Consider the following 15,826-nt stretch of genomic DNA (forward strand, 5'->3'; position numbering starts at 1 on the left):
GGCCCTGACGTGGCCGCGCAGTGTTCCCCAGGATGGAGTCCCCTCGCGTCGAGAGAGGTACTGATGGGCCGTGACCTGCAAGTGCGTGCTGCCACTCCGGAGGACCTTCAGTGGATCCATGAATTGCGCCACCGGGTGTACGCACAGGAGTTGGGCCAGCATGCGCCGAATCCGGGCGGGCGGCTTCGCGACGGGCTGGACGGTGACAACGTCTACCTCGTCGCGGCGCGAGGAGAGGCCCGGATCGGCTTTGTCAGCCTGACCGCGCCCTGGGTGGGGCGGTACGCGCTGGACAAGTACCTCACCCGCGACGAACTGCCGCTGCTGGACGAGGACGATCTGTTCGAGGTGCGCATCCTCACCGTCGAACCGCGCTGGCGCGCCACCGGGGCGGCGCCGCTGCTGATGTACGCGGCGCTGCGCTGGATCGCCGCCAGGGGCGGCCGCCGGGTGGTCGCGATGGGCCGCACCGAGCTGCTCGACATGTACCTGGCTGCGGGCCTGCGCCCGGTCGGCCGCACCGTGCACAGCGGTGCGTTGACGTTCGAGGTGCTGACCGGCAGCGTGACCGAGCTGACGAAACTCGCGAGGGACCGGTACGCCACCACGCTGGAGAGACTGAGGTCCGCGGTGGACTGGCGGCTTGACGTGGCGTTCGCACCCCGGCCGGACGGCTGCGAACACGGCGGTGCCTCCTTCACCGCCATCGGCACCGACTTCCGCACTCTGCAGCGGCGCCATGAGGTGGTCGCGGCCGACGTGCTGGACGCCTGGTTCCCGCCGGCCCCGGGGGTACGGGCAGCGCTCGCGGAAGACCCGGCCTGGGCCGCCAGGACCTCGCCGCCGACCGACGCCGAAGGTCTGCTCGCGGAGATCGCCACGGCCCGGGCGCTGCCGGTGGAGACGCTCGCGGTCGGCGCCGGTTCGTCCGACCTGATCTTCAGGGCCTTCGGCCAGTGGCTTACCCCGGACAGCAGGGTGCTGCTCACCGACCCGGGCTACGGCGAGTACGCCCACGTCACGGAGCGGGTGATCGGATGCCGGGTGGACCGGTTCCGGTTGCGCCGGGAGGACGGCTGGCGGATCGATCCGGCCCGGCTGTCCGCCGCGGTCGCGTCCGGCCGCTACGACCTCGTGGTGGTGGTCAACCCGAACAACCCGACCGGCCGCCACGCGCCGGCCGCCGAGCTGCGCTCGCTGATCGCCGACGCGCCCGCCCGTACCCGCTGGTGGATCGACGAGGCGTACCTGGGCTATGTCGACCCGGCCGAGTCGCTCGTCGGCCTCGCCGCGACGGACCCGCGCGCCGTGGTCTGCACGTCGCTGTCCAAGATGTACGCACTGTCCGGGATGCGGGCCGCGTACCTGGTCGCCGAACCGGCCACAGCGGCGCAGCTACGCCGGCGGACACCGCCCTGGCCGGTCAGCCTCCCCGCCCAGCTGGCCGCCGTGGAGGCCCTGCGCGACCCGGCGTACTACCGCGACTGCTGGGAGCGCACCCATGTGCTGCGCCGGCAACTGGCCGCCGACCTGGCCGGATTGGACGAGGCCTTGGTGGTCGAGGAGGCCGTGGCGAACTTCCTCACCGTGACGCTGCCGTCCGACGGGCCGAGCGCCGCGCAGCTGGTGGCCGAGTGCCGTCGCCACGACGTGTACCTGCGCGACCTGTCGCCGTTGTCGTCGGAGTACCGGGGACTCACCGTGCGCATCGCGGTCAAGGACACGGCGGAGAACGCGCGCATCGTGGCCGCGTGCCGGACCGCCCTGGACGTGCTGCGCCCGGGCGCGGACTCGCTCCTCGCGATGCCCACCGGCGTTCCCGCCGCCGGAGCCGCGAGGTGATCACGGTGGCCTCCCTGGCGCCCTACCTCGGTGGGGCGCTGGTCCTGGGCGGTATCGCGGTGGCGGCGTCCCGGCGTCGTGAGCTGATGGTCCGATGGTGCGCCTGGGCGGTCGGAGTGCCGCTGGTCACCGGGGCGTTCTGGCTGGGCCGCCCGGGCACCGCGGCCATTGCCGTCGTGGTCGGCGTGATCGCGGTGATGGAGTTCGGCGGGCTGATGCAGCTGGGGCCGGTGGACCGAGTGGTGCTGGCCGCTGCGGTGACCGGTGTGGTGCTGGCCGCCTGGCTGGCTCCCGGAGAGGTGTTCCGGGTGGTCGGGATCGGTGCGCTGGCGGTGGCCGCGGTGCCGCTCCTGGCCGGCGACGCCGACCACGGCCTGCGCCGGACCGGCGCAGGCCTGCTCGGGCTGGCCTGGCTGGGTGTCGTGGCAGGGCTGGTGCCGCTCGGGGCGAGCGCGCTCGCGCTGTTCGTGGGGGTCTCGATCGCCGACATCGTGGCGTACTTCGCCGGTCGGCAGCTCGGCGGGCCACGACTGTCACCCCTGTCACCGGCCAAGCGGTGGAGCGGAACTCTGGCCGGGGCCGCGGCCGGCGTCGGAGTGCTCACTGTGCTGTCCGCGCTGAGCTGGCCGATGGCGGTCGCGGTGGCGGTCGGCGGCCCTGCCGGCGACCTTCTCGAATCCATGGTGAAAAGAGGTGTGGAGGCAAAGGACGCCGGCCGCTGGCTACCCGGCTCCGGTGGCCTGCTGGACAGGATCGACTCGTTGCTCATCGCGCTGGCCGTCGTGCTTGTCCTGCGCTGAACCTCAGGATCGCCCACCGCGGATCTGGACAGCGGGCCTCCCCACCCCGACCGGTCAGACGGTCGCCATCTCCTTCAAGGTGACCTCCAGCGGTGTCGGTTTCAGGTCGAAGGTCTCCTCGGTGTGCGCGGAGTCCAGGACGAAGGGCTGCCGGAACTGGTACTGGATCTCCGGGAGTTCACGCACGGTCGCCGAGAACAGACCACCGAGCGTCAGCATCCAGGCGGGCATGGTGCGCAGCTTCGGAGCGCGGACACCGGCCGTATGCGCCAGCAGTCCGGCCAGTTCGCGTACGGAGACGGGCGCCGGGGTGGGGACGTGCCAGACGTGCCCCCATGCCCTGTCGTCCCGGGACACAGCCACCAGTGCCCGGGCGACGTCCCGGACGGCGCTCCAGCTGTGCGGCGCGTCGAGGTCCCCGGGTACGAGAGCCGGCTTGCCGGCCAGCACCTTCGGGGCCACCGCCAGCGTGAACACGGAGGAGGCGCCGACGCCGATGAAGTCGGAGGCGCGCACCGCCGTGACACGCACCCGGCCCGCCTGGTGCGCGGCCAGCGCCTCCTGCCAGATCCGCGCCCGCACACCGCCCTTGACGCTGTTCGGAGCCGGTGGCAGGTCTTCGGTCATGGGCCCGTCGACCTGCCCGTAGGCATAGAGGTTGTCGAGCACGACATAACCGGCACCGGTGCGTTCCGCGGCGGTGAGCAGGGCCGCGGAGAGCGGCGGGAACGCCTTGGGCCAGGCGTGATACGGCGGAGCGGCGCAGGTGAACAACGTCGTGGCGTCCCGGCAGAGTGCGGTGAGCCGGTCGGCGTCGGTGGCGTCGGCCGCGACGCGTTCGATGCCCGGATGCTCGGGCCCGCTTCCGCTGCGCGTCACGAGGCGGACGCGGCGGCCGGCGTCCGCGAGCAAGGAGGCGGTCGCGACCCCGGTGCTTCCCGCGCCCACCACGACATCAACTGACATGACCTACTCCCTCGTTGGGGGCGACTGCCGAGCCCACTGTGCCGTCGTACGGCGGCACCCCAGCATCTCGCAGGCGTACGCGCGCGGTCCCGGGGGCCCCGGGCACCTTGCCCGTGGCGGTCGGGACCCGTGCCTCAGGTGCCCGCGCCGCGGCCCGCGGCATCGTATGGACCTCGCGCGGTCGTCGCCGGCGCGCGAGCACAGAACGTGCGGCACCTGTCCTGGGTACTTCGGGGGAGGACGGGTGCCGCACCTCGCCCCCTCGTTGCATCAGGGCAACGGCTGTTCCGCCCAGATGACCTTGCCCTCCGGGGTGTAGCGGGTGCCCCAGCGCTCGGCGAGCTGCGCGACGAGGAACAGACCCCGCCCACCCTCGTCGGTGGTGGCCGCGTAGCGCAGGTGCGGCGAGGTGCTGCTGCTGTCGGAGACCTCGCAGATCAGGCTGCGGTCGCGCAGCACACGGACCTGGATGGGATCGCTGCCGTAGCGAATCGCGTTGGTGACCAGCTCGCTGAGAATCAGCTCCGTGGCAAACGCCAGGTCCTCCAGGCCCCATGCGGACAGCTGACGGGTGACCGAGGCGCGCACCTCGCCGACGGCCGCCGGGTCCGAGCGCACCTGCCAGTCGGCGATCCGGTCGGCTTCGAGCGCACGGGTACGGGCCACGATCAAGGCGATGTCGTCGCTCGGCCGCGCCGGAAGGAGCGCTTCGAGGACGGTCCGGCAGGTCTCCTCCGGGGACGGGTCGGCCTCGGTGAGCGCGGTGCGCAGCATATCGAGCCCCACGTCGATGTCCCGGTCCCGGTCCTCGATGAGTCCGTCCGTGTACAGGACCAGCCGGCTGCCCTCCTCCAGTTCGAGTTCGGCCGTCCGGAAGGGCAGGCCGCCGAGCCCGAGGGGCGGGCCGGCCGGCACCTCGGGGAACTCGACGCTCCCGTCGGGCCGGACCAGGGCGGGCATCGGGTGGCCCGCGCGGGCGACGGTGCACATCCGGGTGACCGGATCGTAGATCGCGTACAGGCAGGTGGCGCCGGTGATGGCGGCGCTGCTGTCGTGCGCCGCCTCGTCCTGGTCGACGCGGGCGACCAACTCGTCGAGGAGTCCGAGCAGTTCGTCCGGGGGCAGGTCCAGGGCGGAGAAGTTGTGGACCGCGGTGCGCAGCCGCCCCATGGTGGCCGCGGCGTGCAGCCCGTGGCCGACCACGTCGCCGACCACGAGGGCGACGCGCGCACCGGACAGCGGCAGGACGTCGAACCAGTCCCCGCCGACTCCCGCCTGGGCGGGCAGATAGCGGTAGGCGACGTCCAGGGCGCTCTGCTCGGGCAGGGTGCGTGGCAGGAGACTGCGCTGCAGGGTCACGGCCATGGTGTGCTCGCGCGTGTAGCGGCGTGCGTTGTCGATCGAGACCGCGGCGCGGGCGACCAGCTCCTCGGCGAGGGCCAGCTCCTCCAGGTCGAAGGGGTCGGGCTCCTGTGAACGCCAGAAATTGGCCACGCCCATCACCTGGGAGCCCGCCCGCAGCGGGACGGTGATCAGCGAGTGGATGCCGTACTCGACGACCTGCGCGGAGCGTGCGGGGTCCTGCGCGTACCAGCCGGCGGCGTCCCTGAGGTCGGGCTCGATGACGGCCTCGCCGGAGCTGAGGCTGCGGGCCTGCGGTGAGGAGTCGACCAGCGCGATCCGCTTGCCCACCGGGTACAGCGGCGCGTCGTCGCGGATGCCGCTGAACGCCGTACGGTGCAGATCGGTGGCCGCGTCCGGTTCCTCGCCGTTGAGGACGCCGTCGAGGAGGTCGACGGTGACGAAGTCCGCGAACCGGGGTACGGCCACCTCCGCGAGAGCCTCGGCGGTGCGGGTGACGTCCAGGCTCGTGCCGATGCCCACACCGGCGTCGTAGAGGAGGTTGAGGCGTTCGCGTGCCTCCTCGGCGCGTCCGGACAGTGCCCGCAGTTCGGTCGAGTCACGGAGCGTGGCGACACTGCCCGGCGGGCCACCCTGGAGGTCGGTGGGCCGCTGGTTGATCGCCAGCAGCCGGTCTCCGACCAGGTGCACCTCGTCCGTGGCGATCCGCCCCGAGGCCAGCAGGTCGGCGGTGTCCGCGTCGAGACCGAGTTCGAGGACGTGCTTGCGCTCTGCCGGGGAAGGCAGATCGAGCAGCCGGTGCGCCTCGTCGTTGGCGAGCAGCAGCTGACCGTCGCCACTGACGATGATCACGCCCTCCCGGACGGCGTGCAGCACCGCGTCGTGGTGCTCGTACATCCGTGTCATCTCGTACGGGCCAAGGCCGCGGGTCTGACGCAGCAGCCGGCGGCTCACCAGCGCCGTTCCACCCGTGGCGAGGGCCAGCGCGACCGCTGCGGCGGCCAGCAGGATCGGCAGCTGGTGATCGGCTACGCCGCCGACGTTGGCGGTCGTGATCCCCGCGGACACCAGACCCACCACCGAGCCGTCGTCCGCCTTGATCGGGACGACGGCCTGCACCAGCGGTCCAATCGTTCCCGTGATCTCCTCGGTGATGGAGCGGCCGGCCAGTGCCGGTGCCAGCGTTCCGACGAACTTCTTGCCGATCCGGTCCGGCTTGGGGTGGGTGTAGCGGATGCCGTCGGTGTTCATCACGACGATGAAGTCGACCTTGGACTGCTTGCGGGCGGCCTCGGCCCGCGGTTGCAGTACGGCCGTGGGATCGGGGCTGTTGAGGGCCTCACGCGTGCCCGGCGCGTTCGCGAACGTCTCGGCGACGGCGAGTGAGCGGTTGCGGGCCTCCTGGGTGCTGTCGTGCCGTACCTGCAGCACCAGGGCCGCCACCGCTGCCACGACCAGCAGCAGCACGATCACCACTTGAAGGACGAAGACCTGGCCGGCGACGCTGCGCCCGCTCAGGGCCGACTTGAGCCCTCCGGCGGACCGTCTGCGCCGTCCGCCCCGGTGCGACCTCCTCGGCGTCACCGGTGTGCGCGGCGGCTGCGATGCCTGGTGATCGTGCGCAGGGCGAACGCGATCACCCCCGCGCCGCGAGCGCAGGGCTTTGCGGGAGAGGGTCGACTGAGCCCAGGATCGACCCACGAGTCGGACCATGTGCTCATATCTACACTGCCTGGTGCCAGGAGGCGAGGAGCGTCACTCACCGTGACTTGCGCCGAGTGCGTCCACGGGAGGCCCGGTGACCTACGGGAGCAGCTTGTCCAGGGCTGCCGGCCCCTCCGCGGCGAGCTTTCGCTCGGCCCAGGCGAGGTTCTGCGGGGTGATGTCGCGACCGGTGGCGAGCACCAGGTCCTCGGGGGACACCTCACCGCCCGAGCCCGTGTGCAGCAGGGCGTCTGGGGTCGTGGTGTCGTCGGAGGGGGAGGGCGCATCGGGCTGACTGATCGGCATGATCGCTCCTTGGCAGTCACGGGCCTCGTACGGTTCACGCTACGGGCTTTCCGGGTACCCCGCGCGACGCGGACGGTGTGGAAAAGAGGCCCGGAGAGATCCCTTTGCACACGGGGGAGATTCGGCGGCGGGGACGGCGGTGAATGGCCGGAGATCGCCCTGTCCACCAAAAGCCGGGGTGCGTACGCTGCGATCACTCCCGGCCTTCACAGCTCCTTCACAGGGTGGGAGTAAATGTGCCTGCCGCATTGGCATGTGCATGATCAGTCAGTTTCCCTGCTCGATCCCATGCAATCGGTCCGCGACGGCCTCCGTGCACCAGGGAGGCCGCACCCCCCAATTCACGGCGGCGCACCTCTCGCGCCGCCGGAACGCCAACGCAATGGATGGGAGAACCATGACTGGTGGGCTGCTCCTGAGCGGCGCGATAGCCGCGCTGTTCGCCACCGCACTCCCCACGCAGGACCCGTCGTCCGGATTCGTCGACCCGCCCCCGGACCGCATCGTCATCAAGGTCGCCACCGTGAACGGCTCCGGCTGCCCCCAGGGAACCGCCGCCGTCGCGGTCTCCCCGGACAACACCGCCTTCACGGTGACCTACAGCAACTACCTCGCCCAGGTCGGCGGCAACGCCGACCCCACCGCGTTCCGCAAGAACTGTCAGCTCAATCTGATCGTCCACGTCCCGCAGGGCTTCACCTACGCCATCGCGAGCGCGGACTACCGAGGCTTCGCCTCACTCCAGCCGGGCGCCAACAGCACGGAGAAGGCCTCGTACTACTTCCAGGGCTCCTCGAACACCGCGTCGCTCACCCACGCCTTCGCCGGCCCCCAGGACGACAACTGGCAGGCCACCGACACGACGGACTGGGCCCAACTGGTCTGGGCGCCCTGTGGAGTTCAACGGAACTTCAACATCAACACCGAACTGCGCGTGAACGCGGGCAGCTCCGCCCCCGGCAGTACCAGCTTCATGACCATGGACTCGACGGACGGCGACATCAGCACCATCTACCACCTCGCCTGGAAGGAGTGCCCCCACACGTGACCCGTGGCGGTCCCTCCTGATCCGCGTCTGCACCGGCTCCCGCGCACCGGAGCCGGTGCAGGCGTGCGGTGGATCCGGCTTCAACTCCCCACATCCGTACCGGAAATGACGCACTCGTGCACCTATTGCGCACTTTTCAATGAGGAGTTGACACGCAATCCACTGAAAGTGCTTGCTCTCGCACCGTCGACCCCGTAGACCTTTGCCACGCAGGAGCCAGAGTCTGGGGGGATTTGGCATATGCAAGGAACAGTCGACGGATTCAGCTATGGCGCGGTCACGCCTGTGGCGGCCTATCTGATGGCGTCCCTGGGCGGCGCGCTCGGACTGCGCTGCGTCACCAGATCGCTGCGCAACAAACGGTCCTGGAAACCCGGATGGCTGGCGCTCGGAGCGGCGTCTATCGGCTGCGGCATCTGGACCATGCATTTCATTGCCATGATCGGGTTCCAGGTCGAGGAAACGCGTATCCGGTACGACGCGTACCTGACCTTCGCGAGCCTGCTCGTGGCCGTCCTGGTGGTCGGTATCGGCGTCTTCATCGTCGGCTACCGCGGAGCCGGCCGGACCGCCCTGCTCACGGCCGGTGCCATCACCGGTCTCGGGGTGGCGGCCATGCACTACATGGGCATGGCCGCGATGCGCATGGGCGGCGACATTCGCTACGACCCCACCGTCGTCGCGATCTCCGTGGTGATCGCCGTCGTCGCCGCCACCGCGGCTCTCTGGGCGGCCGTTTCGATCCGCGGCTTCTTCGCGAGCCTGGGGGCGAGCCTCGTCATGGGCGTCGCCGTGAGCGGCATGCACTACACGGCCATGGCGGCGGTCAGGGTCCACCTGCACGGCGACGCGACAGCGTCCTCGCTGGGCGGCTCACCCACCTCGATCATGCTTCCCATGCTGTTCGGCCCGGTCGTCTTCCTGATCCTGGCCGGCGTGGTAGTGATGTTCGACCCCCTCCTGGTCCTCGGCGAAGGAGACTGGGGCGGTCCGGGGGCGCAGCGGCCCGCTTCCGGGGGCAACTCCGCACAGCGGCAGCCGGGTTCGGGTTCTCTCTTCGCATCAGAGGCGAAGCCCAAGCCGCCCGCCTGGACCTCCCACGAGCGCTCCACGCAATACCGTGGCTGATGAAGCCGCACGGCAACAGGAGGCACCCGTGACGACTCTGCCCGGCCGGCAGCACACCGCACTGCTCGTCATCGACGTCCAGAACGGCGTGATGGCAGGCAGCCACGACCGCGACGGAGTGATCGCCAACATCAACACCCTGGTCGGCAAGGCGCGGGCCGAGGACGTGCCCGTGCTCTGGGTGCAGCACGCCGACGACCAGCTCCAGCGGGACAGCGAGAGATGGCAGTACGTTCCGGAGCTGGTCCGCCACGATGCGGAACCGCTCGTGCACAAGAACTACTCCGACTCGTTCGAGGGCACCGAACTGGAGACACTGCTCGCCGAGCGCGGAGTGGGCCGCGTCATCGTCACCGGTGCCCAGACCGACGCGTGCATCCGCTCGACCCTGCACGGAGCCTTCGTCCGCGGCTACGACGTGACCTTGGTCGGCGACGCCCATACGACGGAGGACCTCAGCGCGTACGGAGCACCGCCTCCGGGCCAGGTGATCGCACACACCAACCTGTACTGGCACGGGCAGCTCGCACCGGGGCGCCGCGGGGACACCGTGAGTACGGCGGAGGTGACCTTCGCCGGAGGCGACGCCGGTTGAGGTCGCCCGGCCTTCCCTGACCTTCCCGGCCGCGGAGCGGTCGAGTGGCACTCGAGCGTCCGAAGCGAGACTGCCTGCCGGGTGACGCCGGACGGAACCGGAAGGACGCGATGCTCTCCACTGCTCAACAGGCGCCGAGGGTCCAGATCGTCAACACCGCATCGCTGCGCGGGCAGATGGGCTCGCTGGTCTCGCTCCCCGAGGAAGCGGAAGCACTCGACGACGCGGCGCGGACGCTACCGGTCGACAAGGAGACGCTGCGTCGCTGCGTCGGCGACGAGGAACCCTTCATCGCCGACGTGTGGGGAAAACGAGCGCATGTTTTGACGAAGGGGATTCCGGCCAGTGACCTGATCGATGTGAGCGACATCGACCGCATGCTCACCAGCCTGCCGCTGCTTCGCGCGGAGCTGATTCGCCTGGTGCGCAAGGGGGACATCCTGCCCCGAGCGTCCTATCTGAGGTCTCTGCGCGAGGTGTACCCGCGCCCCGTCGACCACCGGATGACGGAAGTCGAGCGCACCTTCGAAGACCTGACGCACGGCATAGCGAGCCCCGCGGAGGTGACGGCCGCCGTACGCGGCGGTGCCACGCTCATTCTTCAGAGCGCGCACTGGTACCACCCGCCGCTGACGGCGTTCTGCCGCTCGCTGGAACTCGCCCTCGGGCATCGATGCCGGGCGAACATCTACCTCACGCCCGGATCCGCCCAGGGCTTCGGTCTCCACTCCGATCCCCACGACGTCTTCGTGCTGCAGGCCTTCGGCGAGAAGAACTGGCACCTGGAAGCCACGCCTTGGGAGCGGCAGCACCGACTGGAGCCCGGGCTCACCGACCTGGTGCTGCGCCCGGGCGACGTGCTCTACATGCCCCAGGGAACCCCGCACCGGGCCCACACCCAGAGCGGCCAGTCGGGGCACGTCACCATCAGCGTCACCTCGAACACCTGGCGGGATGTGCTGCGGACCTCCCTTCTCGAACTGCTCGAAGAGAGCCTTCCCGCCGAGCAGCTGGACGCCGAACTGCCGGTCGGCTGGCTCCACGACCGCGGCTCCACGACCGGACCCACCGAGCGGCTCATGGCCGGCCTCCGGACCGTCCTCGACGACGCGGACCCCGAACGGATCCGGTCCGCACACCTCCGCACCTTCCTCACCGAGCTGACGGACCGCATACCCGGCGCGTTCGCGACGGACCACACGCTCGGCTTCTTCGGTGTGAACGACACGACACGGTTGCGCCGGCAGGAGACGGTGCCCTGCGCGCTGTTCCGGCAGCCGGAGACGCGGCGACTGCATGTCGTGCTCGGGCGCCGTACGGTCACCGTCCCGGACCACTTCGGCAGCGCGGTACGGCACATCGCCGCGTGCGGTGAATTCCAGCCCCAGGACCTGTCCTTCGCCCTCGACGTGAGCGAGCGCCTGGAACTCTGCCAGGCCCTGGTCGACGCGCATCTCTTGCTGCTGGCGTGACCTGACCGCCGGCGCGCGCATCCGTGGCCGTCGTCAGGCCGTCGGCGCCCGCTCTTCGAGGAAGGCGAGGATGTCAGCCGGGTTCTCCAGCGGCACGGGGTAGAGAAGCAACCGGTCCAGGCCGAGTGCGGCGTACCGCCGGACGGTTTCCGCGTCGAGCGTTGCCGGGTCCAGATGGGCGAAGGTGATCTCCAGCGGGCCCAGCCGGGCCGGGCGGTCGACCTCGGCCGCGGCCTGCTTCAGCGCGGCGAGGTGGCCGGCCAGGGTCTCGGGGGAGTCGCCGTTGCCGATCCAGCCGTGGCCGCGCGCGACGGCTCGCCGCAACGCGGCCGGACTGTGCCCGCCGACCATGATCCGCGGACCGCCGGGCCGCACCGGTCGGGGGTGCGCGTCGACATCGCGGAAGGAGGCGTATCGGCCTTCGAACGCGGGCTGCCGCTGCGTCCACAGCGCCGTCATCGCGTCGATGTACTCGTCGGTGCGTCGGCCCCGCTCCTTGAACGGCACCCCGACGGCCGTCATCTCCGCTTCGAGGAAACCCGCCGCCACCCCGAGCAGCAGCCGCCCCCCGCTGAGCACATCCACACTCGCCGCCTGCTTGGCCAGGACCAGCGGGTTGCGCTGGGGCAGGATGAGGATGCCCGTGCCGAGTTCGAGACGCTCGGTCACTGCGGCGACGTACGCCAGGTGCGTCAGCGGATCGAGAACCGGGTCCGTCGGAGCCATCGGTGACGGGGGCGTGCGCGGGCTCGGCAGTACGACGTGATCACCGGCCCACCACGAGGTGTATCCCAACTCCTCCGCCCGCCGGGCCAGCTGGACGGTGACGGCCGGATCCAGTGTCGCGTTGGTGTTGAGTCCGTGGACGCCGAGTTGCATCGTGACCCCTCCTCCGGGTGGCGGTGCCTGCCATCCATCGTCGGCCCGCGATCGAGGTCACGTCCAAGACCCGTGACCATAGCCATCGGTTATGACCACGTGGGCTCGGGGCTCTGCCGCTTCAGCCGGGGGTCACTCGAACCGTGTGACGTCGCCGGCCCCTCGCCGTACGATCTCCGCCTCGCCGTTGGAGAAGTCGATGACCGTCGTCGGCTCGGTGCCGCAGTCGCCTGAGTCGATGACCGCGTCCACCACGTGGTCGAGCTGCTCCTTGATCTCCCATCCCTGGGTCATCGGCTCGGTCTCGTCCGGCAGGAGCAGCGTGCTGGACAGAAGCGGCTCTCCGAGCTCGGCGAGCAGAGCCTGGGCCACGACATGATCGGGAATGCGGACTCCGACCGTCTTCTTCTTCGGGTGGAGCAGCTTGCGCGGCACCTCCCGCGAGGCCGGAAGGATGAACGTGTAACTGCCGGGCGTCGAGGCCTTGATGGCGCGGAACACGTCGTTGTCGACATACACGAACTGGCCGAGCTGCGCGAAGTTCTGGCACACCAGGGTGAAGTGGTGGCGGTCGTCGAGCCGGCGGATCGAACGGATCCGGTCGATGCCGTCGCGACTGCCCAGCTGGCAGCCCAGCGCGAAGCAGGAGTCCGTCGGATACACGACGAGCCCGCCCGAGCGGATGCTGTCGGCGACCTGGCCGATGGTGCGCGGCTGAGGGTTTTCTGGGTGAACGTCGAAGTACTTCGCCATCCGTCGAGCTTATGCCGTTGATCGGCCGCGCTCGCGCAGGTCCCGCCGAACGGTGTCGCGGGACCTGCGCGCTGCCGGTCACTCCCGCAGCCGGTCGACCTGCCGGATCTTGTTGGTGGCGTCCAGCGCGGCGACCTTGTAGGACTCCGCGAGCGTCGGATAGTTGAAGACCGCATCGACCAGGTAGTCCACCGTGCCGCCGCAGCCCATGACGGACTGCCCGATATGGATCAGCTCGGTGGCCCCCGTGCCGAAGCAGTGCACCCCGAGGAGTGTGCGGTCCTCCGGGGAGACCAGCAGCTTCAGCATCCCGTGCGAATCACCGATGATCTGCCCGCGGGCCAGCTCGCGATAGCGGGAGATGCCGACCTCGAACGGCACGCTGTCCTCGGTGAGCTGGTCCTCGGTCCGTCCGATGAAGCTGATCTCCGGGATCGTGTAGATGCCGATGGGCTGCAGGTTGTGCATCCGGTTCACCGGCTCACCGCACGCGTGGTACGCCGCCGTACGGCCCTGCTCCATCGACGTCGCCGCAAGCGCGGGAAAACCGATGACGTCGCCCACGGCGTAGATGTGCGGAACCTCGGTGCGGTAGTGCTCGTCGACCGTGATCCGGCCGCGCCGGTCCGCGGACAACCCCGCCTTGTCCAGATCGAGTTCGTCGGTCAGGCCCTGCCGGCCCGCGGAGTACATCACGGCGTCCGCCGGGATCTTCTTGCCGCTCTGCAGGATGGTCAGGGTGCCCCGGGCGTGCCGTTCGACCGCGGAGACGGTCTCCCCGAAGCGGAAGGTGACGGCGAGATCGCGCAGGTGGTACTTGAGCGACTCGATCACCTCGACATCGCAGAAGTCGAGCATCCCCGGCCGCTGTTCGACGACGGTGACCTTGCTGCCGAGCGCGGCGAACATGGAGGCGTACTCCATGCCGATCACGCCCGCTCCGACGATGACCATGGAGCGGGGCACCTGCTCCAGATTGAGGACGTTGTCCGAGTCCATGATGGTCCGCTCGTCGAACTCGACGGTCGCGGGCCGCGCGGGCCGGGTGCCGGTGGCGATGATGATGTGCTGCGCGCTCAACAGCCGTTCGCGGCCGGTCACTTCGCGCAGGGCGACCGTGTGATCGTCCACGAAGCGGCCGGTGCCGCCGAACAACGAGACGTGGTTGCGCGAGAGCTGGTTGCGGATGACGTCGACCTCACGGCCCACCACGTGCTGGGTGCGCGCGGTCAGGTCGGCGACGGTGATGTCCTCCTTGAGCCGGTAGCTCTGGCCGTACAGATCGCGTTGCGTGAGTCCGGTGAGGTAGAGGACGGCCTCGCGCAGGGTCTTGGAGGGGATGGTCCCGGTGTGGATGGAGACCCCGCCGACCATGTCGGGGCGGTCGACGACGGCGACCCGGCGGCCGAGCTTGGCGGCCGCGATGGCAGCCTTCTGCCCGCCGGGGCCGGATCCGATGACAAGCATGTCGAAGTCGGGCACCCTCCGGAGTCTGTCAGCCCGACGCCCCTCCCGGAAAGGGTGAACGGGCAACGGCTGCCCCGATCACGGCAACGCACGCAGGCACCCGAAGCACGCGCGACGCACCGAACCAAATAGGCCGGCCGTACGACGTCGGCCGCGGCACGCGCCGGATCCGGCCTCCCTCTCCTCCAGGAGCCCGGTGGGCGCGTACCCCCGCGACCCGGTCAGCCCTCGGTGATCGGTGAGCCCAGCCGAATCGCCCGCAACGCGATGAACAGCTCCGCGCACGCTTCGGCGTGGGTGGTGGGGCGGCCGGTCAGCTCGGCGATGCGGTTGAGTCGGTACAGCACGGTGTTGCGGTGGCAGTGCAGCCGGTCGGCCGCCTTCGTCGTCGAGCCTCCGCAGGCGAACCAGGCGTCAAGGGTCTCCAGCAGGGTCAGGCGCTCCGCCTCCGGCAGAGTGCGCAGCGGCCCGAACACGGCACAGGCCACCTGCGCCGCGGCGTCCGGCGACGCCGCCGCGAGCAGGGCGATCGGTGAACTGCCGTACAGATGCGCGCCCGTGGAACCCGGCGGCAGACAGCGCGCCGCGAGCCGGGCCTCCCACCACGCCTTCGGCGCGTCGGTGGGAGAGGCGAAGGGGCGGCTGACCCCCACGCGGGACAGCGCGGACCCGGCGAGTTCGGCGAGGGCCGTCTCGGCCGCGTGCCCGCTCGGCAGCGCGAGGAGGCCCACCTTCGCGCCGTCCTTCTGGATCCACTCACAACCGACGCCGACAGCCCGCAGCCGCCCCTCGACGGAGGGCAGCGGCTCACTGGCGTCGTTGATCTCGGCGGACACCACCACGAACGGGCCCGGACGTTCCAGGTGCAGGACACGCACGATCTCCCGGGCGCCGGCGCTGTCGCGCGCGCTGCCGTCGAGCAGCGTCGTCAGCATCAGGCTGCGGGCGGCGGCCTCGCGGCGCGCCTGCTCCTCGAAGGTGGTCCGGTAGGCCTCGGCGGCGGCGCTGGAGTACTCGTCGATCATCAGCCAGATGTCGGACGCCATCGGCAGCAACTGGTCGGTGCCGCCCGCGTCGACGGCCAGTGCGAGCAACCGGTCCCAGACGAACCGGCCCGCCAGCCGGTAGGCATGCAGCAACGCGTCGAGCGGGATGCCCTGTTCGGCCTTCAGCCGCCCGGCCGCCCGGGGGGCGTCGAGCGTGGTCGGCAGGCCCTGCAACGCCATCAGGACCGTACGGAGGTTGTCGCACACGGTCTCGCGCAGCACCTCGTGGGTCAGTAGCGTGCTCTCGGCGTACGAGTGCTCGCCGCTGACGATGTCCTGCGTCAGTTCGTCGGCGAGGGCGTCCACCGACCGCAGCAGCCGACCGATGAGGTCGACCCCCTGGCCGGGGTGTTCGGCGGGCAACAGCGTCGTCACGCTCGTATCGTAGACCCTGCTGATTGTGCGACGGCACAACGTGAGCCCCCATATCTCCGTCGACCGCCTATGGCCGCAACCGG

13 protein-coding genes are annotated in these 15,826 nt (G+C 70.4%); 6 read left to right on the top strand and 7 right to left on the bottom strand.

The genetic code is table 11. The annotated features are described in order from the left end of the window. Positions 1–63 precede the first annotated feature (63 nt). Positions 64–1,842 (top strand): aminotransferase class I/II-fold pyridoxal phosphate-dependent enzyme, encoded by a 1,779-nt coding sequence (locus ACN6LB_RS26080; protein WP_445028046.1) that lies wholly within the window; start codon positions 64–66, stop codon positions 1,840–1,842. Continuing rightward, positions 1,839–2,642, top strand: a complete 804-nt coding sequence (locus ACN6LB_RS26085; RefSeq protein WP_445028047.1) for a phosphatidate cytidylyltransferase — start codon at positions 1,839–1,841, stop codon at positions 2,640–2,642. Before ACN6LB_RS26080 ends, ACN6LB_RS26085 begins: the two co-directional genes overlap by 4 nt. 54 nt (positions 2,643–2,696) lie before the next feature. Here ACN6LB_RS26085 and ACN6LB_RS26090 read toward each other — a convergent pair whose 3' ends face one another. The 3 genes from ACN6LB_RS26090 to ACN6LB_RS26100 form a co-directional block, all read right to left on the bottom strand. Further along, positions 2,697–3,608 (bottom strand): NAD-dependent epimerase/dehydratase family protein, encoded by a 912-nt coding sequence (locus tag ACN6LB_RS26090; RefSeq protein WP_445028048.1) that lies wholly within the window; start codon positions 3,606–3,608, stop codon positions 2,697–2,699. A gap of 270 nt (positions 3,609–3,878) precedes the next feature. Next, positions 3,879–6,683 carry a SpoIIE family protein phosphatase gene (locus ACN6LB_RS26095; RefSeq protein ID WP_445028049.1) on the bottom strand — a complete coding sequence of 935 codons (2,805 nt, stop codon included), beginning with the start codon at positions 6,681–6,683 and terminating at the stop codon, positions 3,879–3,881. A gap of 90 nt (positions 6,684–6,773) precedes the next feature. Continuing rightward, positions 6,774–6,980, bottom strand: a complete 207-nt coding sequence (locus ACN6LB_RS26100) for a hypothetical protein (RefSeq protein ID WP_356142640.1) — start codon at positions 6,978–6,980, stop codon at positions 6,774–6,776. A gap of 397 nt (positions 6,981–7,377) precedes the next feature. Here ACN6LB_RS26100 and ACN6LB_RS26105 point away from each other — a divergent pair, with 397 nt between their 5' ends. The 4 genes from ACN6LB_RS26105 (at position 7,378) to ACN6LB_RS26120 (ending at position 11,223) form a co-directional block, all read left to right on the top strand. Continuing rightward, a complete protein-coding gene (locus tag ACN6LB_RS26105) occupies positions 7,378–8,028 on the top strand; it encodes a DUF4360 domain-containing protein (protein ID WP_356142639.1) in 651 nt (216 codons plus the stop codon). Between the two features lie 240 nt (positions 8,029–8,268). After that, a complete protein-coding gene (locus ACN6LB_RS26110; RefSeq protein WP_445028050.1) occupies positions 8,269–9,156 on the top strand; it encodes an MHYT domain-containing protein in 888 nt (295 codons plus the stop codon). A gap of 28 nt (positions 9,157–9,184) precedes the next feature. After that, positions 9,185–9,751 carry a cysteine hydrolase family protein gene (locus tag ACN6LB_RS26115; protein ID WP_445028051.1) on the top strand — a complete coding sequence of 189 codons (567 nt, stop codon included), beginning with the start codon at positions 9,185–9,187 and terminating at the stop codon, positions 9,749–9,751. Between the two features lie 110 nt (positions 9,752–9,861). Continuing rightward, a complete protein-coding gene (locus ACN6LB_RS26120) occupies positions 9,862–11,223 on the top strand; it encodes a JmjC domain-containing protein (RefSeq protein ID WP_445028052.1) in 1,362 nt (453 codons plus the stop codon). Positions 11,224–11,256: 33 nt separating this feature from the next. On the opposite strand, the gene ACN6LB_RS26125 is transcribed toward ACN6LB_RS26120, so the two are convergent. The 4 genes from ACN6LB_RS26125 to ACN6LB_RS26140 form a co-directional block, all read right to left on the bottom strand. Beyond that, positions 11,257–12,102 carry an LLM class F420-dependent oxidoreductase gene (locus ACN6LB_RS26125; RefSeq protein ID WP_445028053.1) on the bottom strand — a complete coding sequence of 282 codons (846 nt, stop codon included), beginning with the start codon at positions 12,100–12,102 and terminating at the stop codon, positions 11,257–11,259. A gap of 132 nt (positions 12,103–12,234) precedes the next feature. Then, positions 12,235–12,855 (bottom strand): L-threonylcarbamoyladenylate synthase, encoded by a 621-nt coding sequence (locus tag ACN6LB_RS26130; protein ID WP_356142629.1) that lies wholly within the window; start codon positions 12,853–12,855, stop codon positions 12,235–12,237. A 78-nt stretch (positions 12,856–12,933) separates the two neighbouring features. Then, complete coding sequence (gene sthA, locus ACN6LB_RS26135) at positions 12,934–14,337, bottom strand: Si-specific NAD(P)(+) transhydrogenase (RefSeq protein WP_356142627.1); 1,404 nt, start codon at positions 14,335–14,337, stop codon at positions 12,934–12,936. A 206-nt stretch (positions 14,338–14,543) separates the two neighbouring features. Further along, positions 14,544–15,743: a PucR family transcriptional regulator gene (locus ACN6LB_RS26140; RefSeq protein ID WP_445028054.1), complete on the bottom strand. Its 1,200-nt coding sequence runs from the start codon at positions 15,741–15,743 to the stop codon at positions 14,544–14,546. Between the last annotated feature and the right edge of the window lie 83 nt (positions 15,744–15,826).

The organism is Streptomyces sp. SAS_270 (genome assembly GCF_052543295.1).